26 protein-coding genes are annotated in these 22,963 nt (G+C 70.4%); 3 read left to right on the top strand and 23 right to left on the bottom strand.

The window, feature by feature from the left end; genetic code table 11:
• Positions 1 to 13: 13 nt before the first annotated feature.
• Positions 14 to 601 (bottom strand): hypothetical protein, encoded by a 588-nt coding sequence (locus KBX50_RS08455; protein WP_210936077.1) that lies wholly within the window; start codon positions 599 to 601, stop codon positions 14 to 16.
• 190 nt (positions 602 to 791) lie between these two features.
• Here KBX50_RS08455 and KBX50_RS08450 point away from each other — a divergent pair, with 190 nt between their 5' ends.
• Positions 792 to 992 (top strand): hypothetical protein, encoded by a 201-nt coding sequence (locus tag KBX50_RS08450; protein ID WP_210936075.1) that lies wholly within the window; start codon positions 792 to 794, stop codon positions 990 to 992.
• 97 nt (positions 993 to 1,089) lie between these two features.
• Here KBX50_RS08450 and KBX50_RS08445 read toward each other — a convergent pair whose 3' ends face one another.
• Positions 1,090 to 1,332 (bottom strand): MerR family DNA-binding transcriptional regulator, encoded by a 243-nt coding sequence (locus tag KBX50_RS08445; protein ID WP_210936073.1) that lies wholly within the window; start codon positions 1,330 to 1,332, stop codon positions 1,090 to 1,092.
• A 183-nt stretch (positions 1,333 to 1,515) separates the two neighbouring features.
• Here KBX50_RS08445 and KBX50_RS08440 point away from each other — a divergent pair, with 183 nt between their 5' ends.
• On the top strand, positions 1,516 to 3,366 hold the full coding sequence (locus tag KBX50_RS08440; protein WP_210936071.1) for a DUF2637 domain-containing protein: 1,851 nt from the start codon (positions 1,516 to 1,518) through the stop codon (positions 3,364 to 3,366).
• A 49-nt stretch (positions 3,367 to 3,415) separates the two neighbouring features.
• Here KBX50_RS08440 and KBX50_RS08435 read toward each other — a convergent pair whose 3' ends face one another.
• The gene (locus KBX50_RS08435) at positions 3,416 to 3,766 is read right to left on the bottom strand and encodes a hypothetical protein (RefSeq protein ID WP_210936069.1); all 351 of its coding nucleotides are present in this window, start codon (positions 3,764 to 3,766) and stop codon (positions 3,416 to 3,418) included.
• Between the two features lie 121 nt (positions 3,767 to 3,887).
• Here KBX50_RS08435 and KBX50_RS08430 point away from each other — a divergent pair, with 121 nt between their 5' ends.
• A complete protein-coding gene (locus tag KBX50_RS08430) occupies positions 3,888 to 4,073 on the top strand; it encodes a hypothetical protein (RefSeq protein ID WP_210936067.1) in 186 nt (61 codons plus the stop codon).
• A 92-nt stretch (positions 4,074 to 4,165) separates the two neighbouring features.
• Here KBX50_RS08430 and KBX50_RS08425 read toward each other — a convergent pair whose 3' ends face one another.
• From KBX50_RS08425 to KBX50_RS08330, 20 genes are all read right to left on the bottom strand, one after another.
• On the bottom strand, positions 4,166 to 4,678 hold the full coding sequence (locus tag KBX50_RS08425; RefSeq protein WP_210936065.1) for a hypothetical protein: 513 nt from the start codon (positions 4,676 to 4,678) through the stop codon (positions 4,166 to 4,168).
• Positions 4,679 to 4,722: 44 nt separating this feature from the next.
• A complete protein-coding gene (locus KBX50_RS08420; RefSeq protein ID WP_210936063.1) occupies positions 4,723 to 5,430 on the bottom strand; it encodes a hypothetical protein in 708 nt (235 codons plus the stop codon).
• Positions 5,431 to 5,836: 406 nt separating this feature from the next.
• The gene (locus KBX50_RS08415) at positions 5,837 to 6,121 is read right to left on the bottom strand and encodes a hypothetical protein (protein WP_210936062.1); all 285 of its coding nucleotides are present in this window, start codon (positions 6,119 to 6,121) and stop codon (positions 5,837 to 5,839) included.
• Between the two features lie 25 nt (positions 6,122 to 6,146).
• Positions 6,147 to 6,362 carry a hypothetical protein gene (locus KBX50_RS08410; protein ID WP_210936061.1) on the bottom strand — a complete coding sequence of 72 codons (216 nt, stop codon included), beginning with the start codon at positions 6,360 to 6,362 and terminating at the stop codon, positions 6,147 to 6,149.
• A gap of 35 nt (positions 6,363 to 6,397) precedes the next feature.
• The gene (locus KBX50_RS08405; RefSeq protein ID WP_210936060.1) at positions 6,398 to 6,718 is read right to left on the bottom strand and encodes a hypothetical protein; all 321 of its coding nucleotides are present in this window, start codon (positions 6,716 to 6,718) and stop codon (positions 6,398 to 6,400) included.
• 75 nt (positions 6,719 to 6,793) lie between these two features.
• Positions 6,794 to 7,996: a hypothetical protein gene (locus KBX50_RS08400; protein WP_210936059.1), complete on the bottom strand. Its 1,203-nt coding sequence runs from the start codon at positions 7,994 to 7,996 to the stop codon at positions 6,794 to 6,796.
• Between the two features lie 189 nt (positions 7,997 to 8,185).
• A complete protein-coding gene (locus KBX50_RS08395; RefSeq protein WP_210936058.1) occupies positions 8,186 to 9,259 on the bottom strand; it encodes a hypothetical protein in 1,074 nt (357 codons plus the stop codon).
• The gene (locus tag KBX50_RS08390; RefSeq protein WP_210936057.1) at positions 9,256 to 10,401 is read right to left on the bottom strand and encodes a site-specific DNA-methyltransferase; all 1,146 of its coding nucleotides are present in this window, start codon (positions 10,399 to 10,401) and stop codon (positions 9,256 to 9,258) included. Before KBX50_RS08390 ends, KBX50_RS08395 begins: the two co-directional genes overlap by 4 nt.
• Positions 10,398 to 11,330 carry a hypothetical protein gene (locus KBX50_RS08385; RefSeq protein ID WP_210936056.1) on the bottom strand — a complete coding sequence of 311 codons (933 nt, stop codon included), beginning with the start codon at positions 11,328 to 11,330 and terminating at the stop codon, positions 10,398 to 10,400. Before KBX50_RS08385 ends, KBX50_RS08390 begins: the two co-directional genes overlap by 4 nt.
• On the bottom strand, positions 11,327 to 12,559 hold the full coding sequence (locus KBX50_RS08380; protein WP_247673358.1) for a hypothetical protein: 1,233 nt from the start codon (positions 12,557 to 12,559) through the stop codon (positions 11,327 to 11,329). Before KBX50_RS08380 ends, KBX50_RS08385 begins: the two co-directional genes overlap by 4 nt.
• Positions 12,556 to 13,677 carry a phosphoadenosine phosphosulfate reductase family protein gene (locus KBX50_RS08375; RefSeq protein WP_210936054.1) on the bottom strand — a complete coding sequence of 374 codons (1,122 nt, stop codon included), beginning with the start codon at positions 13,675 to 13,677 and terminating at the stop codon, positions 12,556 to 12,558. Before KBX50_RS08375 ends, KBX50_RS08380 begins: the two co-directional genes overlap by 4 nt.
• Positions 13,674 to 15,656, bottom strand: coding sequence for a M48 family metallopeptidase (locus KBX50_RS08370; protein ID WP_210936052.1), 1,983 nt, complete (start codon positions 15,654 to 15,656; stop codon positions 13,674 to 13,676). The genes KBX50_RS08375 and KBX50_RS08370 overlap by 4 nt, the downstream gene beginning before the upstream one ends.
• Positions 15,657 to 15,729: 73 nt before the next feature.
• A complete protein-coding gene (locus KBX50_RS08365; RefSeq protein ID WP_210936050.1) occupies positions 15,730 to 16,122 on the bottom strand; it encodes a hypothetical protein in 393 nt (130 codons plus the stop codon).
• A 96-nt stretch (positions 16,123 to 16,218) separates the two neighbouring features.
• Positions 16,219 to 16,737 carry a hypothetical protein gene (locus KBX50_RS08360; protein WP_210936048.1) on the bottom strand — a complete coding sequence of 173 codons (519 nt, stop codon included), beginning with the start codon at positions 16,735 to 16,737 and terminating at the stop codon, positions 16,219 to 16,221.
• Between the two features lie 52 nt (positions 16,738 to 16,789).
• On the bottom strand, positions 16,790 to 17,086 hold the full coding sequence (locus KBX50_RS08355) for a hypothetical protein (RefSeq protein ID WP_210936047.1): 297 nt from the start codon (positions 17,084 to 17,086) through the stop codon (positions 16,790 to 16,792).
• On the bottom strand, positions 17,083 to 17,568 hold the full coding sequence (locus tag KBX50_RS08350) for a hypothetical protein (protein WP_210936046.1): 486 nt from the start codon (positions 17,566 to 17,568) through the stop codon (positions 17,083 to 17,085). The genes KBX50_RS08355 and KBX50_RS08350 overlap by 4 nt, the downstream gene beginning before the upstream one ends.
• A 100-nt stretch (positions 17,569 to 17,668) precedes the next feature.
• On the bottom strand, positions 17,669 to 18,241 hold the full coding sequence (locus KBX50_RS08345; RefSeq protein ID WP_210936045.1) for a hypothetical protein: 573 nt from the start codon (positions 18,239 to 18,241) through the stop codon (positions 17,669 to 17,671).
• Between the two features lie 29 nt (positions 18,242 to 18,270).
• Positions 18,271 to 20,070 (bottom strand): DNA cytosine methyltransferase, encoded by a 1,800-nt coding sequence (locus tag KBX50_RS32710; RefSeq protein ID WP_247673357.1) that lies wholly within the window; start codon positions 20,068 to 20,070, stop codon positions 18,271 to 18,273.
• Between the two features lie 103 nt (positions 20,071 to 20,173).
• The gene (locus KBX50_RS08335; protein WP_210936044.1) at positions 20,174 to 20,608 is read right to left on the bottom strand and encodes a hypothetical protein; all 435 of its coding nucleotides are present in this window, start codon (positions 20,606 to 20,608) and stop codon (positions 20,174 to 20,176) included.
• Between the two features lie 91 nt (positions 20,609 to 20,699).
• Positions 20,700 to 22,871 carry a class I SAM-dependent methyltransferase gene (locus tag KBX50_RS08330; protein WP_210936043.1) on the bottom strand — a complete coding sequence of 724 codons (2,172 nt, stop codon included), beginning with the start codon at positions 22,869 to 22,871 and terminating at the stop codon, positions 20,700 to 20,702.
• Between the last annotated feature and the right edge of the window lie 92 nt (positions 22,872 to 22,963).

Raw genomic sequence — 22,963 nt, 5'->3', positions numbered from 1 at the left:
GGAGACTCCGGGGTTAGGCGGCGTTCGGCAGGTGGTTTCGCCGGTTAGCCAGGTGGGGGGTGGCGATGCGGTGGGCGCGCCCCGCGAGATGCTCGGGGGTGGCCCAGGTGTGGCAGGTGTGGCAGGTCCTCCGCTGCCCGGCGGTCAGCCCGCGCCCCTCGGCGTCGTCTTCGGCCTTCACCACGGCCGGCAGATCGGCGTCGGTGCAGTCAGGACAGAAGCCGTCGGTGATGTGCTCCGGATGGACGGGGCACACGAGGACGACGTGGGAGCTGGTTGAGCAGGAGTCAGCAGGGTCATGGGCGGCGAAGTCGGCGCTGTCCCGGTCAGGGTGGGTTTCCAGGATCAGGCCCCGGCTGTAGACGCCGAAGCAGTTGCCGGCATCCAGCGGCGTCCGGTTGCGCACCGACACGTGCCTGTGCGGCCAAACGACGAGAGGCTCGTCGGCGTAAACGTCGACGACGATCGCGCCGTCGGCCGTGCTCCGCGTGGTGATGTCGCGGATGACTCGCCAGCCGGCGGCTGTGGCGATCTCCCGGCCCAGGTGCAGGTGACGTTCCTCCAGCAGGCACCCTGCCCTGAGGTTTTCCGCTGCCGCCACTCTTTTGCTCCTCGATGATCGGTGGCATGCTTTGTAGCAGCCCGGACGTTACTGTAACGCCCGGATCGTTACAACTCGTTGCAGCGCAGGATTGCAGATTGGCGCGGCTCCCCGGGGGCTCCCATCCTCCCCGGCCCGCGCGAAGGGGGATCTGAGCAGCGTGTACCTAGACGACAAGGCCCGAAGGCGGATGATCCACCGGCTCCGGGAGGCCGGCTACACGGTGGACGAGCCGCACCGAGGGAGACGAAAGGTGCGGCTCAAGGGCGCGCTCGTAGGCGTGATCCCCGACGGCAGCGGAACGCTCTCCTACCACGCCTGGGGCAACTGCCTGTCGCAGTTGCGAGCGCGCACCGGAATCGATCTCCGCCCGCAGCGAAGCGCCCGCTAGGCCCGCCCGGCGCTGAACCCGACAGCGCCGAGGTGGCGAGGGGCCCGGACCAAGTTCCAACCTGGTCCGGGCCCCTCGGCGTATTCGTCGACTGCGCCTACGCTGTGGTCCCGTTGCGGCGCCGCAGAGCCTCCATGGCCTGCGTGCGGGCCTCCCCGTCGGGCATCGCCAGCACTCGCTGCAGTTCCTCGACCGAGGCTGCCGGGTAGCGGCGGTGACCGCCTGCGGTACGGGTCGCGCGCAGCAGCCCCTGCTTCGCATAGTTGATCACGGTTGTCTCGTTCAGCACGAGCCTCTTCGCCACCTCGCCCGTGGTCAGCTGCGGTGCGTCGTTGGCCATGCCCAGTCCCGTCATCCAGTTCGTGCAGCAGGTCTGCACAGCATCCCAGACCGGCCGCCACCCACGTAACACCCGCACCCCCGGCACTCGCCGGTCGTCGAAGGCGTCGCTACCCGAACCCAGAAAGCCCGGAGAGACCGGAAAACCTGGAACTCCCGGAAAAGCCGTGGCATAGTCCGGGCCATGACCCAGACCCAAGGGCTTCGGCCAACGCCCGGTGACGGCTGGCCGACCGACGACACACCGCCACCGGCGCCGCCCGCCGACGACCGCAACGGCCTGGAACGCTTCGTCGACTTCCTCGTAGACACGGTCCCCGCAGCGTGGTGGCCGTACCTCACCGGCGGCCTACTGCTCTCGGTCGTCATCACCTGGCCGTGGGCCAAGCGCCAGGCATACATCGCCGGCCAACTCTCGGTCGGCAAACGCAGCCGCGACAGGAAGACCGACGCCCTGCTCGTCGCCGCGATGATCCCGGCCATCCTGTTCTGGCTCGCCGTCATGTTCGGCAGCTTCAAGGGCCTGATCGCCTTCGGACGCGACGACCTGAACTGGCGCGACGGCAGCGAACTACTCGTCCCCGCCACCCTGGACGGCGTCTCCATCGCGTTCGGCTTCCTAGCCTTCCGCGCGATCAAGACGAACCGGTCACCAGACCGATGCAACGCCATGGTCAAGGGCGCAGCCTTCGCCTCAGCGCTCATCAACTTCGTGCACGAAGTCAACCTGCCTGACGGCACCTGGCTCGGCGGCTCCTACCTCGCGCTGCTGAGCGTCCTAGGCGTCGTGATGTTCCACGAGTTCCTCGACCAGTTCGGCGACGGCAACGGCACCGTCCGCCGAGCCAAGCCCCACTTCGGCCTCCGCTGGGCGACCATGTTCCCCAACACCTTCTGCGCCTGGCTGGCCTGGCAGAACTACCCGCCGACGCCACTACGCGCAGACGCAGACGACGACCACATCGCCTTCTGGGGTTCCGTCAAGCACGCCATCGCCCACCTGGAAGAGGTACGCGTCCTCAAGCGACAGAAACAGCGCGACAACGACCTGCTACGCGCGGAGCGTGGCGAGCAGTGGTGGCACCGCATTGCTCCCTGGGCGCGGATCCGGCAGCTCAACGCCCTCCGAGCTGAGCAAGCGGAGCATGCCCGCCTCACGTTGGCGGAGCAAGCGGAGCGGTTCGAGGCGGCGCTGGCGGAGCAGACGGAGCGCTTGAAAGCGGAGCACACGGAGCGGGTTGAGACGGCGCTAGCGGAGCAGGCGGAGCGGTTGCGCGCCGCCATGGCGGAGCAAGCGGAGCGGATCCACGCGGAGCACCGGAGCATCGCGGAGCAGCTCAACGCGGAGCAGGCGGAGCATGCCCGCCTCACGCTGGCGGAGCAGGCGGAGCGGTTCGAGGCGGAGCGCCGAGGCTTGGCGGAGCGGCTGGAAGCGGAGCACACGGAGCGGGTTGAGACGGCGCTAGCGGAGCAGGCGGAGCGGTTCGAGGCGACGCTGGCGGTGCAAGCGGAGCGGCTGGAAGCGGAGCACACGGAGCGCGTTAAGGCTGCGCTGGCGGAGCAAGCGGAGCGGCTCAGTGTGGCCTCTGCGGAGCAGTTGCGTGCCGCCCTGGCGGAGCAAACGGAGCGGCTCAACGCGGAGCAGGCCGAGCGGCGGAGCGCCCGACGGCGGAACGGACACCAGCCGCCGACGGAGCACCCGGAGCGTGAGCAGGCGGAGCACGGTCAGCCGGGCATTGTGACCCCGTTCCGCGACCGGCGGACAGCCAGGATGGAGCGAGCCGACCTTGTCGACCTCGCCAAGCTGTTCGCGGAGCACCCTCGCTCGGATTTCGAGTGGGGCACCCGTGAGATCCGCCGCCTCACCGGAGCGGGATTCGGCACACGAGGGCAGCGCCTCCTGGAACGCGTGGAAGAGCACATCCGTTCATGCGGCGAGGGCATGCACGACACCTGCTTCCGATCGCTGGAGCAGGATGCTGCTGCGGACCGAGGCGACGTTCGCGCAGCCGAGCTGGTTACGGTAGGGGGTTGACGTGGTGATGCCCCCGCCCTGAAGCGGGCGGGGGCGTCACGGCGGCGGCCTACGCCCGGACCCAGTTGCCGCAACCGCGGCTCGTGAAGATCCCGTCCGTTGAGCGGATGGTCACCCGGACCTTCTTGGCTGCGGTGATGTAGTTGTTGGCGATCGTGCGTCCGCCATCCGTGCTGCGCTCCCAGTAGCAGTCGCCGACCCGCCCGCCGCTCAGGTGGGCGGTCGTCTCGTAGGTCCCCGCCTTGATCTCCTTACCCACGTCGTGGCTGCCTTCCGCGAAGCCGGTCTTCGCCCGCTTCCAGGTCTTGAGGAAGCGCGGGCAGTCGTTGAGCCGTTTGGCATCGACGTGGTGACTGTTTTCGATGTAGAGATCGAGAAGGCTTCCGTCGGCCTCAGCCACGTAGGAGACGTCGCAGGAATCCCCGGTCCAGACATCCTCCTCGCAGCCGCCTTCGTCTTCTGACAGGGAGCGATCGCATGGAGTCCACGCGGGGGTAGGGCTCGGCGAGGCCGGCGGGGTCGTGACCGAGGCGCCAGACGGGCTCGGCGAGGGCGAGAAAGACGGACTGGCGGACGTTGCGACCGCAGACGGCAACGAGCTGGTCGGGCTCGCCGAATCGCTACTGGCACCACATCCGGCAGAAGAGAGGAGCAGTGCGAAGGTGGCGGCCAAGGCGGAGGCGGTTCGCTTCATCCCAGGATTGTGAGTGGTCAATCAGCCGTCGTGCGTCAGCCATCCGACTCTGGGCGGACGTGACGGGGGCGGGGCGACATCTGTCGGCCCGCCCCCGTCACCTTCTCACCCCTGCGGCTGCGCCGCCTTGGAGCCGTCGCCCTGAACGGAAACCACTCGCAGGCCGACGGCGGCGAACCCCTCGACGCTAGCCTCGTGGCCCTTCTCCCACCAGCGCGACATCGCGTCGCGCAGGGCGTAGTCGGCGGTTGGTCCCAAGTCCCCGAGCCGGCGCAACAAGTCGTCCTCGTCGATGCCCCATTTGCTGCCGTAGCTGGGCTCGCCGTGCAGTGGTGTCTCGCGGGCCATCCGGAAGGCGTCGTAGCACTCCGCGTAGACCCGGCCGGCCCCCACCGCGACGCCGGAGGTGAGCATCAGACCGTTGAGGACATCCGCGATGCAACTCGCCTCCTCCACCGTGAGCCGTACGCGACGCAGCTCGGCCGAGAGCAGCGACTGCAGCAACTCCAGCTCAGCGCGGACCTGCAGGTGCACGGAGCCGGTATGCATGCGGGCGGCTCGGTCGGCCAGCCATTGAGCGGTCGGAGGACCAACCCGGGTGCTTACCTTGTCGTCCATGTCGATTTGCCTCGTCTCTCGTGTAGGCGACGGTGAACTGGTGGTCAATCAGCTGCCCCCCAGGCCCCGCTGCGGCCCATCTCGTAGGCCCGCTGCCGAACAAACCGAACGGGGTAAGGCACACGCAGGGGGCGATGCCGGCGCCCGTCGGCTGGGCGGTGGGTCAGGTAGCGGGTCGCCGGGTTCCAGCGGTGCGATTCGGGCAGTTCCTCGCGACCCCGGCCGTCGTGCGCCGGTGTCGTCTCGATGGCGTAGATGTCCCCTTGGCGGCGCACGCGCCTGCCGTCGCCCCGTGCCGCCTTGACCGTTGCCGGGGTCAGCCAGTCGAGAGCGGCACCGACGTCCGTGATCGTGCCTGGCACGCGGACGGCCCAAGGCCAGCCATCCTCCATGCCGGCGAGGTAGGACAGCGCGGCCATGTGGCCCCCGTGTCTGCGCGAGTAGTACCGCCAGCCACGGGCGTGCAGCAGTACCAGGCCGTCGCGGCGATGCTCGATCGACAGGGGCGTCTCCGATCGGTCGCCGACGATGGCGATCTCGCCGCCGCGGCGCTCGATCTCGGCGCGGTAACGGTCGAGTAGCGCCAAGGCGAGTCGGTCGCGCAGGGGCACGGTGGGCTGCGTCTGCTGCCGCCGGTTGCGGTCTCGGCGCAGCCGGACGATCGCGGTGGCCGACCGTCGTCCGGGAAGGTTGTGCTCCCGGAGCGCGACGGCGAGCTGGCGGGCGTCTCGGGTGGGGATGGCGGGTGTCATGATGGGCACTGGAGTCCTCTCTCCATTGGGCCCCGGGGGTGTAGCCGCACCGACCGGGGCCCCTCTTTGTGGTAGAGCCTATCCACGCTGTCTGCGTTTGTCGACAACTGCAGACACGGTACTAGGGCAGGGGGAGGCAGGGCTATGCCCGCTGCGGGGCGTGGCCCGGGGAAATGATCGGGCTGCGGCCGGAGAGGGCCGTGTCCCTGATCGGAAGCCGGCCAGGCACTACTCGCGGCTGGCGTTGACCCGAGGATTCGGCTGTACACACCGGATCCTCAGACTCGCTGGCGCCTACCTCCCCTGAGGGCGCGATGATGCAGACCGGGCGCAGGATTTGCTGGTCGCGGCGGTCGCGCGGGCACGCCGCATGGACGCCCTTGAGTGGGTGTGACGCCTGTCGCGATCAGGCGAGGTCGTGGTCGTCTGGGGCGACGGGTCCCGGCTTCTCGATGACGGCCTGCGGATCGCCGTTCAGGGCGATGATGACGCGACGTTCGGGACCGTCCTCTTTCGTCACGACGGTTTCGACAGAGTCAACCCCGTCCGGGCCCATACTGCGGCGCGCGTAGACGTGGTAGCCCTCGCCGACGTGCCCGGGGCCGGCGAACTCACCGACGTGCCGGCCGTCGACGTGCATCTGGCAGAACTGCGGGCAGGGGCTGCCCGCTAAGGGCTCCTGCATGTTCACGGGTGATCGGTTCCTTCCATGGGTGTCAGCGGCGTTTGAGTGCAGGGACGATGAAGACGAGTAGGACGAGGGTTCCGGCTGGCGCGAGGATGGTGGCGCCATCGCCGCCGATGGCGCGTGCGGCGGCGTAGGAGAAGAGGAACAGGATGGGGCTGATCGCTACGACCCCTGCCGCTCGGCCGATGTCGGCGGGCGACGTCTTTCCGGAGGGACGGTAGTATGCCGCCTGGTTGGGTTCCATCCACCGTCGCCTCTGTGGTTGCCGAGGAGGGATGGTCATGGGCTGGCCTGCGTTTCCGACTGCAGGTCGGTGCGGGTGCCTCGGCCGGGCCGCTCGTTCCACCAGTCTCGCAGCTCCTGCTCTTGCGCTGGTTCCCAGCCAGGCTGCCGCTTGCCTCGGCTGGCCTTTGGCTCGGGTACGGGGTGGTCCTGGTAACGGTTCCTCTTCTTGCCCGGCTGGGCGGGCTTGGACTTCGCTCGGTAGGAGTAGACGGTCGCTACCGAAACCTCCGCCGCGTCGGGATCCTTCTTGCGCTCCTCCTCCGTCCAGATCCGTGCCACGTCTTCGGGCCATAGCGTCGCTCGCGCGATTGTCATGTCGGTCAACTCCTGATGGTGCGGCTATCTGAGCGGGTACGGGGGCCCGACCTCGCCGGGCCCCCGTACGGATCACTAGGTGGTGGTGTCGGTCTCCAGCGCTGTGCCCCACGGGTCCCGTGCGACGGGCGGCGGCACGGCCGCCGCCTGTTCCTTCCGAAACTGCTCGGCGGTTACCACGTTGAGGAGGATGCGCAGCGCAAGCTTGTCGTCCGGGTCCTTCGTCGCCCTGATCTTCGGGATCAACTCCTCGGACACCTGAGCGAGCGTCGCAAGGGACATCTTCTCGACACGGGCGACAAGCCGCTCGCGGGCCTCGTTGGTGCGGGGCGGCACCAGCGCGTCGGCGTTCTCGGGCAGCCGGATGCAGTCCGCGAACGTCACCCAACTGGTCACGTCGGCACGGTCGGGGAACAGCAGCGGCGGGAACAGGGCCAGCCGTGCCTCCTCCTGCGTGCGGACGTCCAGCAGCCGGCCCTCGTACTGCTCGATGTGGCCGCATGTCTCGCCCCGACTGACCCCGGTCGCGTTGTGGACCTGGAAGCCACCCTTGCCGTCCTCGATGGCCTTGACGGCGCGGGCGGGGGCACCTTCATCGGACCACATGCAGCAGTCCAGGTGCGTCACGCTGTCGGCTCCCAGCTCGGCAGGGCAGCCGCAGGAGCACCGCACGGACTGCCCGTCGGCCGGCCGGGGCAGGTACCGGAACGCCCCGCCGACCAGCAGCGTCAACTCGCCACTCACCGGGTCGTGGGCGCGCCCGCCCATCAGCCCAACCTCGACGACCTGTAGGACCCGGCACGGCCGGCCTGCGCGTCCGCCGCCGCCCAGGTCCAGCTTCTCGACCAGGTCGCCGACGCCGCCGCGCGTGCGGTCGATGTCCTGCGGGTGGGTGCGGTTGTACTCCGCGCGGGCCTTCTCACGTGCCCCGTTGTCTTGGATCTCCTGACGGATCACGATGCTGTCCTTCATCTCGGCGGGTGCGGGGCGGAAGCGTTGCGTGGGGCTGCAGTTCTCCACGACCGCGAGATTGGTGACCACGTTGTAGCGGCGTTGCCCGCCGACCTTGCCGGCCGCCTCAACCCGCTCGACGGTGGCGGCGTGCACGCCGACCGGCTCGCCGCAGTTGGGGCTGGCCCAGGACGGGCGGCGAACCTTGATGGCGGGGGACCAGGCGCCGACGGGGCGGTGCTTGCCGGCGTAGCCGCTGTGTTCGGTGATGAGGATCCGGTCGCCGGGGGCGAGACGGACCGTGGTCTTCGGCTCAGGCGTACTCACGGTTCTCTCCTCCCTCTGGCCAATCGGCTGAACCGTTCGGCCAAAGTAGCGTGCGTGTGGGAACGCCGTCAATCCGGCGCTACCGGGCATGGATGGGTGGGGATGCCGTGTCGATCCGCGACAACGGCAAAAGAGTTCGTCCGACGTTACAGGTCGTTACGTCGGGGGTCAAATCCGCAGGTCAGGGAGTCAGGAGTCGAGCACGAAGTGCCACGGGTCCACAGGTACGCTCCGCCCGCGCTCACGCTGGGCAGGCAGCACGGGTCGCTCGCGCAGCGCCTGCAGCACCAACTCCCGCCACACCAGCGCCCACCGCAGGCAGTTGTTGCAGTTGCCCTTGTGCTCGCATCCCGGCAGCCGGATGTCGTCGCGGTCCGACCGCGCGACCCTCGACCAGGCCATCGAGTCAGCGCTGACCAGCATGTGCCCGTACAGGCGCAGCCCGTCCGCCTTCACCCCGAACCCGTGCATCCGCAGCCCCCGGGCGTGGAACGTCTGCACGATCTGCCCGATTTCGCTGGTGGCCTGACGCCGGCACACGCTGCCCAGCCCCACCAGCGGCTCCGCCGCGAGGTTCACCCCCGCCTCGGCGAACATCTGGTAGCACAACTCGTAGTCGTCGAGCTGCCAGCCCTGCAGCACGGGCGCCCAAGGCACGTACGGGAACTCCTGCCGCAGGTAGCAGAAGTTCTCCACCGTCAGCTCCAGGTGGTCCCGCAGCGTCAAACCCGTGCCGACGAACCGCTGGCCGTCGTGCACCCCACCTTCGATCACCCACGGCTCGCACATCCAGTCCTGCGGTGAGACGAACAACGGCGGGGTGCCCACATCCTCCATGAACCGGGTGATCATGCCGCCGTACTCGTCGGCGCCGGCCCGCCACGTGCCGTGGTGCTTCAGCTCCGTGAACCCGCCGGAGTCGATGCCCCACGCCGGCACCTGACCTTTCGGGAAGTCGTCGCCCCGGCTGGCGTACTCCTGCAGCACGTGCGCCGACAGGTACATCGGCACACCCGGCAGCCCTTTCTGATCCTGCAGCCACCGGCCGCGGTGCACGCCAAGCAGGAACCCCATGTCGCCGCCCGCACGGGCGGGATCGCGTGTCCAACCGGTGACCTGATGCGCGTCGACGCGGGCGGCGATGTCGATGATGCGGGCGAGGTACCGCTCCCGTCGTACCTGACCGGGCGTAGGTACGGGGCGGACGATGGACGCGAGCAGTCTCTCCCACGGGTCGGTCGGCACGAGCAGCGCGGCGCTCACAGCACAGCCTCCTCAAGCAGGGCCGCCCACGGGTCGTAGGCGGCCAAGGCCATGTGGCGCGGCACGTCGACGGCCGCCGCTGTGGTCATCGCCGGCACGACTTCGGCGAGGATCCGCGCCATGGTGAAGCGCAGGCTGTTGGGGTTAACGTCGCCGCCGTAGAAGCGGCGCCGCTCGGTCAGGCACACCACGGCGGTCGTGCCGGACCCGTTGAACGGGTCGGCGACGAGGTCACCTTCGCGGGTTGTCGAGCGGACCACCCGCGACACCAGGCCGGTCGGCAGTGCGTTGTCGTAGCGCAGCAGCCCGACGCGGCGCTCCTCCGGGATGTCCGCCCACACGTCGGTGGCGTAGATGTGCCCGTTCCGGCCGCGCGGCATCTCCGCCGGCCGCTCGAACACCCGCTGCGGCGACTCCAACGCGCCCTTCGTCAGGACGGTGACCCGGTGGTGCGAATGCACGAACCGGCGGGTGGTGTACATCCCGAACGCGCGTGGGACGACGATCGAGTTGACGTAGGTCAAACCGCCGACGTCTTCGGCCGCGACCTGCACCCGCGCGGCCTGCTGCGCGCCGGTGACGACCGCGAGGTAGCCGCCGGGGCGCAGCGCCGCCCCGGCCGCCGCGACCCACTCGGCGGTGAAGTCTGCGTACGCCTCCGGGTCGACGTCCACGTACCCGTCGACGACCTGCCGGTGGTTGCGGCCGTACGTGCGCCGGTACGCCGACCCGGGCCGGCCCCGCCCCAGCGCCCACGGCGGGTCCGCCACGATCAGGTCGATCGGCTCGTCGGCCTGCTGCAGCACCTGCGCCGCGCGCCCGAGCACTAGCTCCAGCTGCGACAGGTCGTGCGGCAGCAACACGAACAGCGCCCGCCGCGTCCTGGTCGTCGACCCCTCGATTAGCCACGCCGCCGCACCCTGGTCGGTGACGCGGCGCGCCCGTCCCCGCCGCCGCAGATCCTGCAGTGCGGTACGCACGCGCCGCTTGTACTGCTCTTGGCCGTCCCGGATGATGGTCCGCCCTCCCGGGCGGTCCGCCAAGCCGGCGGCCACGGCGCGCTCGTACAGGTCTTTGACGGTGTACGTTCCGGTCTCCAGCGCGCGTATCAGGTCTGCCTCACTTCTCAATGGGCTGGTCACAGCAGGGCTCCTTCCAAGACGGCCGCCCACGGGTCGCGGGCTATCAGGGCGAGTTGCTCCGGGCGGAGCTGGTGCGCGAGAGACTCAGGGATGCGTGCGGCGGGGTCGATCTCCTGCGGGCGCGGGCGCTCCTGCAGGGCAATCGGCGTGCGGCGGCGGGTCGCGCGGTCACCGATCGTCCAGGCGTAGCGGTGGTTGCCCCGGTGGCGCACCCGCACGGCGATGCGGTCGAGCGCGTGGGACAGCCATGCCGTTGGGGTCATCCATCCAGCAGGGTCGAAGCGGGGCGCTCCCAAATCCTCCAGGCGCGCCACCACCCCGCCCGCCCCGCGTTCCCAGCCGGTCACCTTCGCCGCCGACCGGGCAGTCAGGACCGTCCCGTCGGGCAGCATCGACAGCGTCCGCTTGGTGGCCCGGCCGGTGTACACCGACCGGGCGAACGCCTTGTACACGTCGCCGAGGTGACCGGGCATCAGGATGCGACCGCCGACGATACGGGGCATAGGGTCGGAGAACGCCACGATGCCCCGCACGCCTTCCTCAGCCGCCAGCCGGAACATGCGGGCCAGAAACCAGGTCTCCGCGTTGGCCGGTACCTGGTCCAACAGCACCAGCCGCGACAGCTCCATGCTCTGCCGATTCGGCTTGAGCGTCGGAAATGGCTTGGTCAGCACCCGCTGCGACATCGGCACACCGAGCACAGCCACACCGACGAGGTCGTCGCCCTCGACGATGCCGTAGCGCAGCTTCGCGCTGGGCCACGCCTTCGAGTAGTGGTGGACGGTCACGAACGCCTTCGCCGGTGCCTCCGCCAACGGCACCACCCGGTACCGCGACGCCCGGAACCCACCTTCGCTGGCGTGCCGCCACGACGGCCGCCGCCGATCCCACCGCTGGCAGTAGCCCTCCAGCACGGGCGTCGCGCTCACAGTCCCACCGCCACGGCGATAAGCCGCTCCCACACATCCTGGGAGGGCTGCAGCTCCGCCCCAGGGGCTGCCTGAGCGTTGGCCCAGACCGTGTGGAAGCCGCGACCGACCTTGTCGACCGGCCCGACGGGCGCCGCAACGAGGAACTGTTCGCGGCTCGGGTACGGCGGCCCGGCCCGGTGCTTCCACACCCGCACCAGACCGTGCTCGCCTTCCGGCCGGCCACCTTGGTCGACCAGCAGTGCCCGCGCCTCAGCGCAGCTTTCCACCGCCAGGGTCTGCAGGTAGCGGGGCGCCTTCCCCTTGGCGTACGGGTCCCAGTTCGCGGGGACGCTCGGCCCGTCCTTGTTGAGCTTGCGGGCGGGAAACGCCCGGCGGACGTCGAACACCGCCCACGGCTGCGCCGCCATCTCCGCGTCGACCTGGTCGACGAGGTGCCGAAGTCCCGCGTGGATGGCCACCCGGCGCGCCGACCGGGAGTTGAACAGCAGCGACCGGGGGTTGATAGCGACCGCGGTGACCTCCAGCTGCAGCGCCAGCGCGGCAGCGGCAGGGTCCCGCCGCCACCGCTCACACAGCAGCTCCATCTCCCGTCCGGCCTGGAAAGGGCAGTACCCGCAGCACGACCGCGACCAGGCCACCCCGAACGTGTCCCGCAGGTACGCCAGGCACGATTCCCTGTCCCAGCCCCACTCGATCAGCGGGTACCACGGGTGCCGGGCCGCGCTGGTGTAGCTGGTGTCCCGGACTGACCGCTTCACTTCCTCGGCGGCGAACCCGACGACGTGCCGGTATTCGCCGCCTGCGAACTCGTCGGCCACCCACCAGTCCAGAACCTGGCCCTTCGCCCGGTAGGAGCACCAACGTCGCCCGCTGGCGACCTGCGGCACGACCCCGTTGGCCTGCTGCTCATCGCGCAGCCGCCACCGGGAACCCTGCATGACCATCCGCGACGTGCGCCGGGAGTCCGACAACACCTCATACCCGCAGTCATCCGACTGGCCGGCGCGGGCCAACTGCACGTACCGCACCCCTTGGGCGGCCATCAGCGGCAGCATGTACTGCTGCATCAGCTCCCCGGTGCGGGCGTACTCATCGCCGGTCATCGCGGTCACCACGACCAGGTCGTCCAGGTCGAAGTCTCGCGCCGACGGGTCAAGCAGCCACCGCGCGAGCAGCGCCGACGAGTCGACGCCCATCCCCATCGACAGCATCACCGGCAGGCTCATCGCGTCACCGCCAAGGCGAGCAGTTGCTCCCACGCGTCGGCGTGCTCCTCGTCCGACGCGGCGGCGACCACGTGGGCTAGCTCGTCGTCGACGAACGGCGACGCCGGCTGCCAGGTGGCCGGGTCCAGGTAGAACCGGCCGTTGCACACCAGCCCGCCCCGCCCGAACATCGCTTGCGCGACGTCGGCCGGCACCTCGTGCACGACCGCCGGGTCGGCGCCGTGCAACTCGGCCGCGCACGCCGGGCACGGCGCGTCCTCGATGGCGCGCCCGGCCCCGGCGATCACCCCGGCGATCGGCTTCGGCGTCGGCTTCTTCTTGCTCCCGCCGACCTGGAACGAGTGCCCGATCTCCGCTTCCACCTGCGCGTACGCGGCGGCCTTCACCGGCAGCAGCCGCGCCGCGGTGACCAGGTCCGCGCGGGAAGCGAGCACGCAGAAGGAGCACGACAGCCGGCTCATGCCCCTGACGTAGGCCCAGTGGTACGGAGCCCCTGTTGCCCGGATGTCCGCCCACACTTGGGCGTCGGACCAGTGATGGATCGGGTACCAGTCCCACACGTCCCGAGTGGTCTTCGTGCTCGCGCCGTCGTTGCGCGTGAAGGGGTGCTTAGCAGCACGGCCGGACGACTCGGCCGCCCGGAACCCGTACACCTGCAGCACCCGGGCGGGCCGGCCCAGCGCCTTCCGGCCGCCCAGCTCGTCGACGAGCAGGGTCAGCAGCGTCCGGCCGGGACCGCGCTTGTGGTCGGAGGTGCACCACCGCCGCGCGGCGTCGGGGAACTTCCTGCGCCGGCGGATGTCGTCGAGCAGGGACATGCCGTCGCGGCGGCGCACCACGATGAACCGCAGCCCGTGGCGGCCGGCCTGCCGGCGCGCCAGGTCGAGCGTGCCCAACCATTCCGCGTCGCCCATGTCGTTGTGCGCGACGATGATCCGCGACAGCGGGATGCTGGCCGCGAGGGCCTGCCGCACCGTCTCGGCGAGCGCCGTCTGGGAGTCCTTCCCGCCCGACGACCACACGACGATGAAGTCCCACGCGGTCAGGTCGACCACCGGCACCACCGGGGCGGGCGGCGTGCGCCGCACGACCGCCAGGGGAAGACGCTTGGCGTTCACTGAGCCACCTGCGCAGGGAAGGTCAGCGCGAGCTGCACCAGCTGCTCCCAGGGGTCCAACGCCGGGCCGGCCCCCACGTCGGCCGCCGACCGCTCCGGGTCGAGTCGCGCCGGGTACGGTTCTGCGGCTGCGGTGCGGGCGGCCCCTTCCTCGAACATGAGGTGGGCGTACATGTGCCAGTAGGCGGTGCACTTCTCGGCCCACGAGCGCCCGTCCGCGTTGCGGGCGGCGATCAGTTCGTCGTGGGTCGCGCCGTCGGCGAGGCCGTGCACGCGGCGGATCGCCGCGACATAGCGCGCCCACCGCGCGCGGTGCTCCGGACCGCCCGCACCCGAACTGATCTGGCCGAGGAACCTCCATCGCACAGCCGGGTCGGTCTCTCCCGGGGCCGGCAGCTCACGCCGGGTCTCGGTGGCGGGCCCCGCCACCGGGGCGGGCGCCGGCTCGACCGGGCGGGCCTTTGGCCCGGCGACGTCGCCCTGCCAGACGTGGTGTCCCGCCTCTTCCATGCGCTTGGCGCGGTCCGGCCAGTCGAACATCGCCCGGTCCATCACTCGCCGCCACGCCGGGCCGTGCGGCTTACCACCGGGGCGGGTTGCGTGCGCCAGTTCGTGCACAAGCACGGACTCGACGTGCTGCCGTTCGAGCTGGAACAGCGTCCAGTCCAGCTCGATCAGGTGCCCGGCCCGGACGTAGCGGCCCCACGTGCGCTTGCCCAGGTCCCTCACGACGATGCGCAGCCCGTCAGCCACCCCCATGCGCTGGATCCAGGCGGGGGCGTGCTCGTCGACCCACGCCTGCCCCCGTTGGATGTACCAGCGGACGATCGCCTTGCGGGACAGCGAGTCCCGGAGCACCGACAGCTCGAAGCTCGGGCCGCTGGACAGCCCGGCCGCGTGACGCCGCTGCGCCAGCACCGGAACCGCCGGGTCCCGGACGACCTCCTGCTTGCAGTACGGGCAGCACCGCTGCGGGCCCGGGTCGGCGATGCGCAGCTTGTGGTTGCGGCCAAGCCACAGGAACCCCTCGCCGTTGACCAGTTCCTTCACGGGCGGCGCTGCGCTGTAGCCGGTCATCTTGGCGACCATCTGGCCGAGCTTGGGGCGGTTGGCCCTGACGAACCGCGCGAGTTGCTCCGGGGTCGCGGCCGGCGGGACCCGGAACACGATGGAACCGCCCGCCTTGACGGTGGCGCCGATCGCCTTGCGCTGCCGCACCACCACCGTCCAAAACCACTCGGCCGGCAGGTCCAGCGCCTTCACCGCGGCCGTGTACGGCGCGGCCGGGTCGGCCTTGGCAGCCTGCGCGTCGAGCTGGTCGCGCAGCTCAGGGCTGGGCACCAGCAGCGACGACTTGCACTGCGCGCAGTCGTACCAGGTGCCGCAGGCCCGCTGCTCCGGGGTTTGCGGGCCGCGTCGCAGCGCCATCGGCCCGTGTCCGTTCGGGCATGCCTGCGCCTGCGGCGACGGTCCGCCGGCAGCCCCGGTGCTGGTGTGCTTGGCCACCCATGCGTGCGCGTCGGCCTCGGAGGGGAAGTAGGCGCCCAGCCCGTTGTCCTTGGCGTTCGGGCCGCCCGCGTTGGCCACGGCCGCCCGCGCGGTGTCGTACACGCACCACGGCATCTCGTTGGTGCCGCGCAGCAGCCGCGACACCGGCCGGGCGACGAAGAAGCGGGGCAGCCGGGCGGCGTCATCGCCGGAGCCGTCGGGGATGAGCGTCCACGTCCAGTCGACCCCGCCGGGGCCGAGACGGCCCAGGTAGTGCAGGCTGTTGCCCTCGATACGGCACTCGCTGGTCTTGGGGAACTCCAGGCGCCCGTTGTCGAAGGTCGTGCCGTCGACCTGGGCGCCGCTGTAGGCGAGCACGCTCTTGCCGCCGGTGATGGTGCGCAGGCCGGACACGTTCGGATAGCGGTAGTTGATGCACAGCCAGCGGCTGCCGGGTGTGGCGGCGCGCCGGAAGTCGGCGATGGTTCGCATGGTCGATCCCTTCGTAAGCGGCCGAATCGTTCGGCCGTTGTTAAGTTGGGCGTGTGCGGATCTGGCCACCGGATCAGCTGGTCACGGCGGCCGGCTCGGCACACCAGCACGGCTCGTTGTTGCCGTCGAAATGCGTGGGCGTGCGGTGCGGACGAACCAAACGTGGCAGGCTTTCCGCCGAACGGACCGCCTCGCTGACGCTTTCGTACGGGTCGCCGGTGTACGGCGCCGGGGGGACGCATACCAGCCAGTCCCGCACAGGCCGCAACCCGCCGATCCCGGGCGTGGTCACGCGGGGGATCAGCAGGGCACGGGTCGGCGTGTACTCGGCGCCCCACTCGAAACCCGCGGCGCTGTCACGGCGCGCCCAACCCTGCCGTCGGGACAGGCCGCGCCACATCTCGTTGAGCATTGCCCGTCGGATCTCTTCGGCGGGGCGGGTGTCCGTGGTGGTGATGGCGGGCATTCTGGCCTTCCCTTCGGTCGGCGGTGCGTGCAAGGGGTTCTGTGGCGCTGGCGGCCCCCGTGGTGGCAACGGAGGCCGCCGAAAGCCGGAGGGAGATCAGCCGTGCACGTACCACGTCCCGTGGAAGTCGCCCGACTCCACGCGGATCTCCTTGTAGTCGGTCTGCATGTCGTCGGCGAACCGCTTCCAGTCGACGTACGACGCGATCAGGTCGATGTCGCCGGTGATGCCCTCGGCGAAGTCGCGGCAGAACGTTTCCCAGTTGTTCTTCGGGATCATCGTGCGGCCGTCGTGAATTGCCCACTCGTTGCCGACCAGCGCCTCGTCCAGGGCCTTGAGGCTGGACACCTGGTCGATGAGTTCGTCGGCGTCGTCGACGTCGACCAATGCGGCCTCGACCCCGCCAATGACGTAGATCAGTTCCAGGAGGTCGAACCGCTTTCCGTCGCGCATGGCTTCGGCCAACATCCGCAGGAACGTGGCCCGCTGGGCAAGCTCGTCGGTCTCCGACTCGACCTCGTCCAGCGCGTCCGCCACCGTCGCGTGCACGTCGGGCAGGACGCGAAGGTCGATGTTGTCGTCGGCCCGCTCGCGCAGCTTCTCGTAGGTGACCATGATTAGTCTCGCTCTCTCGCAGCGTTGGGTGGGTCAGCCGTTGCGCTGGTGGTTAGACCGCCGGGTAGGTGTAGTAGCCATCGGCGTCGTGGTAGATGCCGGCCTCGCCGGCGGTGACCGGGAAGGACACGGGCTGACCGTCGGGGGTGAGGATCTGTGCCATGCCGGCCGGGGTGAGTTGCACCGAGTGGATCTGATCGGCCAGGCGGAGGTGCATTACAGCGCCGGACCACGGCAGCTTCACCGTCACGATGTCGCCAGGCCGTACGCGGACCTTCTCAATCGGCGGCACGGGGCCGGTCGCGGTGGTGGCCGCGGTGGTGGACGCGGTCGTGGGGGTCGTGGTCATCGGTTCTCCAGGTAGGTGTCGGCGGGTTCGTTGCGGCCGGGCAGCTGCTCGTCGAGTTGGTCATTGCTGAGGTGGGCCTGCTCGCGGGCGGCGACCAGTTGCTCCCACCGGGCGATGGGCACCCACTGGCGGCGGCCGTTGAGCCACCACACCCACCCGTGGGCCTCCCGCTTCAATTCGTCGAGGCGTGGCATGTACTCGGTGATGTCGCCGAACGCCGGCTGTTTTGGGTCCCACAGCGCGCGGCCGGTGGCGCGCCAGTCGAGCAGGGCGCGCCAGAGCGTCCACTCGTTGCCCTGGATCCAGCTGGCGGAGTAGACGTCCTCGGATATCGCGCTCATGTGCTCGCCGAGCTGGAACGCAGCCTGCGGGTCGTAGGTGCTCGTGGGGGCCGGCGTCCACGGCTTGCGGTCGCCGGGAGCGAGGCACACCTGCAGTTCGTGGGAGTGGTCCTGTCCCTTGAATCCGCCGATTGCGGCCATCGTTGGTTCCTCCAGTCGTCGCGTTGGGATGAGGAGCGGGCGGCCCGTGCCGGGGTGGCGCGGGCCGCCGGGGCGGGGCTCGGGGTCGCAGGTGGCTGGGCTAGCTGGCGGTGTTCGGCGGGGTAGGCGCCGGCACCTGGTCGATGTGGCCGGTGGCCACCACGACGTAGTCGGCTCGGGGTCCGGCCGCCCGCTGGGCGACCTCCCACGACCCGTCGGGCTTGACGGTGAGGGCGACCCTCGGGTGCTCGAAGAGGTCTACCGGCGTGCTCGTGTCCGGGGCGACTGCGATCGATACGCTGGCGTCGTACCGGCGGGCCGCCCGGTAGATGGCCTCGCCATCGCCATTGGCTCGGATGAGCCGGCGCCGGCCCGTGATCGGGTCCCGGTTCGGTTTGCGGAAGCGCCACCAGTCCCAGGTGCCGCCCGCCGGTCCAGACACGTCAAGGCCGTGGCCGCTGCGGGCGTAAGGCTTGCCGCGCCCGTTCAGCTCCCGTCCGTGGACGTAGACGGCGCCCTCACCGCGCGGCGACGGCTTCGCGGTTCCGACGAGGATGGCGAACTCGACGGTCTTGTTGAGGATGGTGATGCGGTCGTGTTCCTTGATCGCGGTCGCGTCGGCGCCGGGGGTCTGGTGGGCGGTGTCGTGCGTAGTCTGGGTCGGGCTGGTCATGTCGGGCTTCCTTCCGTGAGAGGCGGGCGTTACAGGGCGGCGTGGGTGAGGAGGATGGGGGCGACGCGCATGGCGATCCAGTGCGGGACGTTGCATGAGACGGCGTTGCCGGCCTGCATGGTCTGTTCGCCGAGCCCGCCGAGCACGACGTAGCTGTCGGGGAAGACCTGCGCCCGCAGGCTCTCGCGGGGCATAAGCATCCGGTAGAACGCCTCCCGGGCGTCCAGCTCGGCTCGGGTGGCCAGCTCGTCGGCGCCGACGAGGGCGAACCGGTCGCGGGTCGACAGGGTCGGGAGCGGGTCGCCGGTCGGGGTGGCGACGCCTTTGGTGTAGTAGGGCACGATCAGCGCGTGGTGCCGGCCACCGGCGGTGACCGTCGGCATCGGGCCGCGCAGCGACGCGGCGTCGGCGTTGCGGCGCAGGACCGCGATGAACGACCCGGGCATGACAACCGACTCGCAGCCCTTCTCGTTGGCCATCACCGTGCGGGCGGGCTCGCCGAGCGCGTTCAGCGGTTCCTCCGCCCACGTGCCGCCGGAGGGAACGAGCATCGGCGGGGGCACCACCAGCCCGTCGCCGATCTTCGTGGTGCGGGCCGACAGTGGTGCGCCGTCAGCCGGGTGGACACGGATGTCGTCGTGGTTGCTGTTGACGGTGAACGCGCCCGGGGGGAGTGTGCCGGCAGCCGGCCACGCCCGCAGATAGCCGTTGCGCTCGTAGGTGTTGCCGGCGATGGCGGCAGAGATCGCCTGGGGTCCGTACTTCAGCAGGCCGGCGCGGATGCGCTTCATGGTGTTGGGCGCGAGCCCTTCGGGCTTGTTCTTCGTCTTCGGCAGGTCGCCGATGCGCGTGCCCAGGTTCGTCCAGTCGATCGCGGCGGCGGCGGGCAGGATGTACGGCTCGACGCGCTGGTGGCAGCCACGGTTGGGGCAGGTGTACCAATACTGGCCGTACGAGCTGCCCGCCATGCGGCGGTAGCGGCCGACGCGGAACTTCTTGCGAGCCATCGACGGCGCCCAGGTCTGCACGCCGTGGACGTCCTTCTCGCAGGTGAAGCACCGCGACGTGGGACGCGGGTCGAGGTCGGGCATCCGGCCGATGTCCTTGCGGATGAAAACGATGTAGAGCCGGTCGCGCCACTGCGGCGCGTAGGCGATGCCCTCGCCTCCGATGTGGGCGCTGTTGACGCTGACCAGCCGGTAGTGGTAGCCGAGGCGCTCCATGCCCATCAGCCACCAATCGAACAACTCCCAGCGCACGGCCACGTCGGGGACGTTCTCGACGATCACGCACTTGAAGCGGTGAACTTCGGTGGCGCGGATGACGTCCATGAACGTCGCGCGGGTGCGCTGCGTGCCGGCCTGCGATACGTGCCCCAACTCTTGGAGCAGATCCGGCCCGTCGCTGTCGTCGTCGCGGTTGTAGCCGCTGTTGCCGCCGGCCGGCGACATCTCGGTGCAGATCGGCGAGGCCCACAGCACGTCCGCCCGCTTGGGCAGGCGGCGGAAGTCGTAGTTGTTGACGTCGGCGCACAGGTGCTCGGCGTTGCGGAAGTTCGCCGCGTGCGTGTCGATAGCGGTCTGCCAGTGGTTGGCGGCCAGCTTGAGCGTGAAGCCCGCGTTGGCCAGGCCGATGGAGCTGCCGCCGGCGCCGCAGAAGATGTCGACGAAGGTGAGCCCGTTGGCGGGAGCGGGGGTCCACAGCGGGTCGCCGGTGGACTGCTGGGCGGTGAGCAGCCGGGCGGCCTGGTTGGCGGCTCGTTTGGCGACGTCGGTGATCAGGTCGGCGAACGGATCGTGGGGGCGTTCGCGGGTCACGGTAGCGGTCATGGAGCATCCCTCCAGATCATCGGCCGATGCTTTCGGCCGTAGTTGGCGTAGGTGGGGCCGGGGTGTGAGGCGGGCGGAACGGTGAGTCCCGCCCGCCCCGAGGTCACATCCGGCGCGCGACGTGAAGCAGATGAATCCACGGGTCGGCCGTTCGCGGCGGCTCCGTCGGCGGCTGGCGGGCGCCGCTGGCCGCCTTCGCCGCCGCCGCATACGCGGCCCGCGCTTCGGCGTGGGTCAACGTGCGCCACGGCAACGCCGCCCGGTCGACGTCGTCCAGGGCGGCGTTCGGGTCGAGCCGGTCGGCGTACTCCTTCAGGTACACCGCCTGCAGGGCTTCGATCGGGCGGGGGTCGTGCGGGTCGTCCCGCACCTCGGCCAGTTCCTCCTCCGTGGCCTCGGGCGGCAGCCAGTACGCCGCGCGGATGGACTCCTGGACTCGGGCGTAGCGTGCACGTTCCTTCTCGTCAACCGGCAGGTTGCCGCCGGCCTCCAGGAGCGCCCGCCACACGGGGCCGGGTGCGGGTTGGTTGAAGCTCACTTTCGATCACCTCGCTGACAACGGCTCAACGAATCGGCCAATGTTAGGTCGGAGGGTTCGCGGTCTGTCAAACCCCCAGGTCAGCGGCTTGTCAGAGTTGGACGGCAAGCCGCAGAAGCTCCTCCCACGGGTCCCCGCTGGCACCCACCTGCACACCCACCCCCACCGGGGCGGGGCCGCCCGCCAGCGCCTGCAGGGCCGTGTGCCCCGCGAGCCTGTCCGGGTGCACGACCACGGGGCCGCCCTTGATCGCGGCGTCGTACCCGCCCGCGAGGAGGAAGTTCGCCGCCTCGGGCCGCAGCATGCTCCGCCCGCCGATCTCGTACCTGCGCTCGCGTCCGGCCCCGCTCGCCACCACGGGCAGGCCCAAGGTGGTGAGCGCCTCGGCGATCTGCGTGTCCGCGTTGTAGAGCATCCCGGTGACCGTGGTGAGCTTCTTCTCGACGGTCACCAGCACCCGCTCACCCGTCCACGCCGCCCGCCCGACGATCACCTCACGGCCGTGCTCGTCGAGCGGCGCCCGGAAGATCCAGTCCTCGTCGAGCGGCCCTTTGGTGAGGGTCCACGTGCCCTTGAGGCCGCGCGGCCCCACCACCTGTTGGTAGACGGCGGCCTGCACCTGCTGGAACACGTCGGCCGGCCGCACCGGCACGGGCGCCCGGTAGACGGGGGCGGTGTGCTCCAGCAGGACCTCCTGCGGCTTCCAACCGTCGCCCGTGGGCGTCGGGGTCAGTGTCAGGCACGTCCACGTGGGCTGTGCCCCCGCCTGCCGCCGCCGTTCGTTGCAGCTCTTGACGTAGCCGGTCGCGGCGACGGGTCGACCGCTCGCGTCGACGCCCGACGCGGCGACGTAGGCGCCGACCGGGACCTGCGCCGCCTGGAGTACCTCGCGGCCGTCGTAAGCAGGAGTTGCCGGTTCGACGTCGGGCGTGTCCTCGTCGTCCCGGTCGGTCCACAGCGGCTCCGCCAGCTTCAACGCCTGGTCGTACTTGGCCCCGTCGCTCCCGCAGGAGACACAGAGGGCGATGGCCGGGCCCTGCCTCCCCTCGCTCTCGGCCCACAGGCTCATCGCGCACGAGTGCACGCCGAGCAGGTCACCCGCCTCGTGGTCCCCGTCAGCCCAACCCCACACCGGCTCCGGGCAGGTGGCGCACTTGGCCAGGTGCAGCAACACGCGATCGCGCTCCAGCCACGAGACGTACACCACCTGCGCCGGCATCGTCTTGGCCGCGTCCCACGTGAGCACCGGCTCTTCGACGCGCACCGGCTCGATGGGCTCCCGGTAGTCGCGGAACAGGTACGGCAGGCGCGGCGTCTCGGCCACCGCGGGTGCGGTCTTCGGTGCGGCGGCCGGGGCGCTGCGCCCCATAGGGGCGGGCGGGGCGGTGGGCTTCGTCGCGTAGATGATGCCCGTACGGAACCCGGCCTTCGCCCGGCCCACGGCGAACGTGTTGTCGGGCAGGTCCTCCCAACAGCCGCCGTGCTCCTCGATCAGCGCCCGCACCGCAACGTGCTTCTTGTCCTGACGGAACACGTAGCCCCTGGAGACGATTGCGGCGAGCCGGCCGCCCGGGGCGAGCATGTCCCACACCAGGTTCACGTGGTCGACCCACAGCGCGTCGTTGCCCGGCACGGAAAACGGCGGGTTCATCACCACCACGTCGAACACGGGCGCGCCCTTGCCCAGCTTCACCCGCTGCGCGGCGAACTCTTCCAGGCTGCTGCGCACCACCGTCACGCTGCCCGGCGCTGGCATCGCGGCGCGGCGAGCGCTGGTCTTCTCCCACACCATCGTCGGCTCAACCATCAGCCGGGCGACGTCGGCCGCCTTGTGGGCGCGTTCGCGGTCCGGCTCGACTGCCCACACCTCTGCCTTTGGCTGGGCGTCGAGTATGGCGCGCAGCAGCGCCCCGTCCCCGGCGGACGGCTCCAGCACCCGCACGCCAGGGTCGCTGAGGAGCAGGTCGCTGTAGACGTCAACGAGCTTCGTGGCGACGGCGGGCGGTGTGGCCACGAAGCCGTCGGCGGTGCGGGCCGGCAGGGGCACGTCACCGCTGGCCAGGATCTGTGCGATGGCGCCGGTCGGGTCCGTGTCGAACACGTGCGCCCTGGCGTGGCGGTTGTACTTGCCACCGATCGCCTGCAGGGCCGCGTCCACCGCCTCGTAGACGGGGCGGGGCAACTGCTCGCGGATCTTGACGTGGTTGCGGGTCACCTCGGCGTTGGTGAGGGCCTCGCGGACACTCGGGTGTAGGTCTGGCATGACGTCTCCCTGTCTCGGGTTGGATGGGTGCGGAAGCGCGGGCACTGGCGCTGGAAGACGCCAGTGCTGACCGGAGGCCGGCCCCGCGCGTG

Source organism: Micromonospora sp. C51 (genome assembly GCF_018070435.1).
GTDB lineage: Bacteria > Actinomycetota > Actinomycetes > Mycobacteriales > Micromonosporaceae > Micromonospora > Micromonospora sediminimaris.
This window is presented reverse-complemented; position numbering and strand designations above follow the sequence as displayed.

Bases quoted from the DNA above. Each gene is read 5' to 3' on its own strand.
- KBX50_RS08445 (WP_210936073.1), bottom strand. From the start codon at position 1,332: ATGGCCAACGACGCACCGCAGCTGACCACGGGCGAGGTGGCGAAGAGG.
- KBX50_RS08350 (WP_210936046.1), bottom strand. From the start codon at position 17,568: ATGGCCGCAATCGGCGGATTCAAGGGACAGGACCACTCCCACGAACTG.
- KBX50_RS08365 (WP_210936050.1), bottom strand. From the start codon at position 16,122: ATGCCCGCCATCACCACCACGGACACCCGCCCCGCCGAAGAGATCCGA.
- KBX50_RS08420 (WP_210936063.1), bottom strand. From the start codon at position 5,430: ATGACACCCGCCATCCCCACCCGAGACGCCCGCCAGCTCGCCGTCGCG.
- KBX50_RS32710 (WP_247673357.1), bottom strand. From the start codon at position 20,070: ATGACCGCTACCGTGACCCGCGAACGCCCCCACGATCCGTTCGCCGAC.
- KBX50_RS08440 (WP_210936071.1), top strand. From the start codon at position 1,516: ATGACCCAGACCCAAGGGCTTCGGCCAACGCCCGGTGACGGCTGGCCG.
- KBX50_RS08370 (WP_210936052.1), bottom strand. From the start codon at position 15,656: ATGCGAACCATCGCCGACTTCCGGCGCGCCGCCACACCCGGCAGCCGC.
- KBX50_RS08345 (WP_210936045.1), bottom strand. From the start codon at position 18,241: ATGACCAGCCCGACCCAGACTACGCACGACACCGCCCACCAGACCCCC.
- KBX50_RS08355 (WP_210936047.1), bottom strand. From the start codon at position 17,086: ATGACCACGACCCCCACGACCGCGTCCACCACCGCGGCCACCACCGCG.
- KBX50_RS08380 (WP_247673358.1), bottom strand. From the start codon at position 12,559: ATGAGCCTGCCGGTGATGCTGTCGATGGGGATGGGCGTCGACTCGTCG.
- KBX50_RS08410 (WP_210936061.1), bottom strand. From the start codon at position 6,362: ATGGAACCCAACCAGGCGGCATACTACCGTCCCTCCGGAAAGACGTCG.
- KBX50_RS08450 (WP_210936075.1), top strand. From the start codon at position 792: ATGATCCACCGGCTCCGGGAGGCCGGCTACACGGTGGACGAGCCGCAC.
- KBX50_RS08405 (WP_210936060.1), bottom strand. From the start codon at position 6,718: ATGACAATCGCGCGAGCGACGCTATGGCCCGAAGACGTGGCACGGATC.
- KBX50_RS08330 (WP_210936043.1), bottom strand. From the start codon at position 22,871: ATGCCAGACCTACACCCGAGTGTCCGCGAGGCCCTCACCAACGCCGAG.
- KBX50_RS08425 (WP_210936065.1), bottom strand. From the start codon at position 4,678: ATGGACGACAAGGTAAGCACCCGGGTTGGTCCTCCGACCGCTCAATGG.
- KBX50_RS08360 (WP_210936048.1), bottom strand. From the start codon at position 16,737: ATGGTCACCTACGAGAAGCTGCGCGAGCGGGCCGACGACAACATCGAC.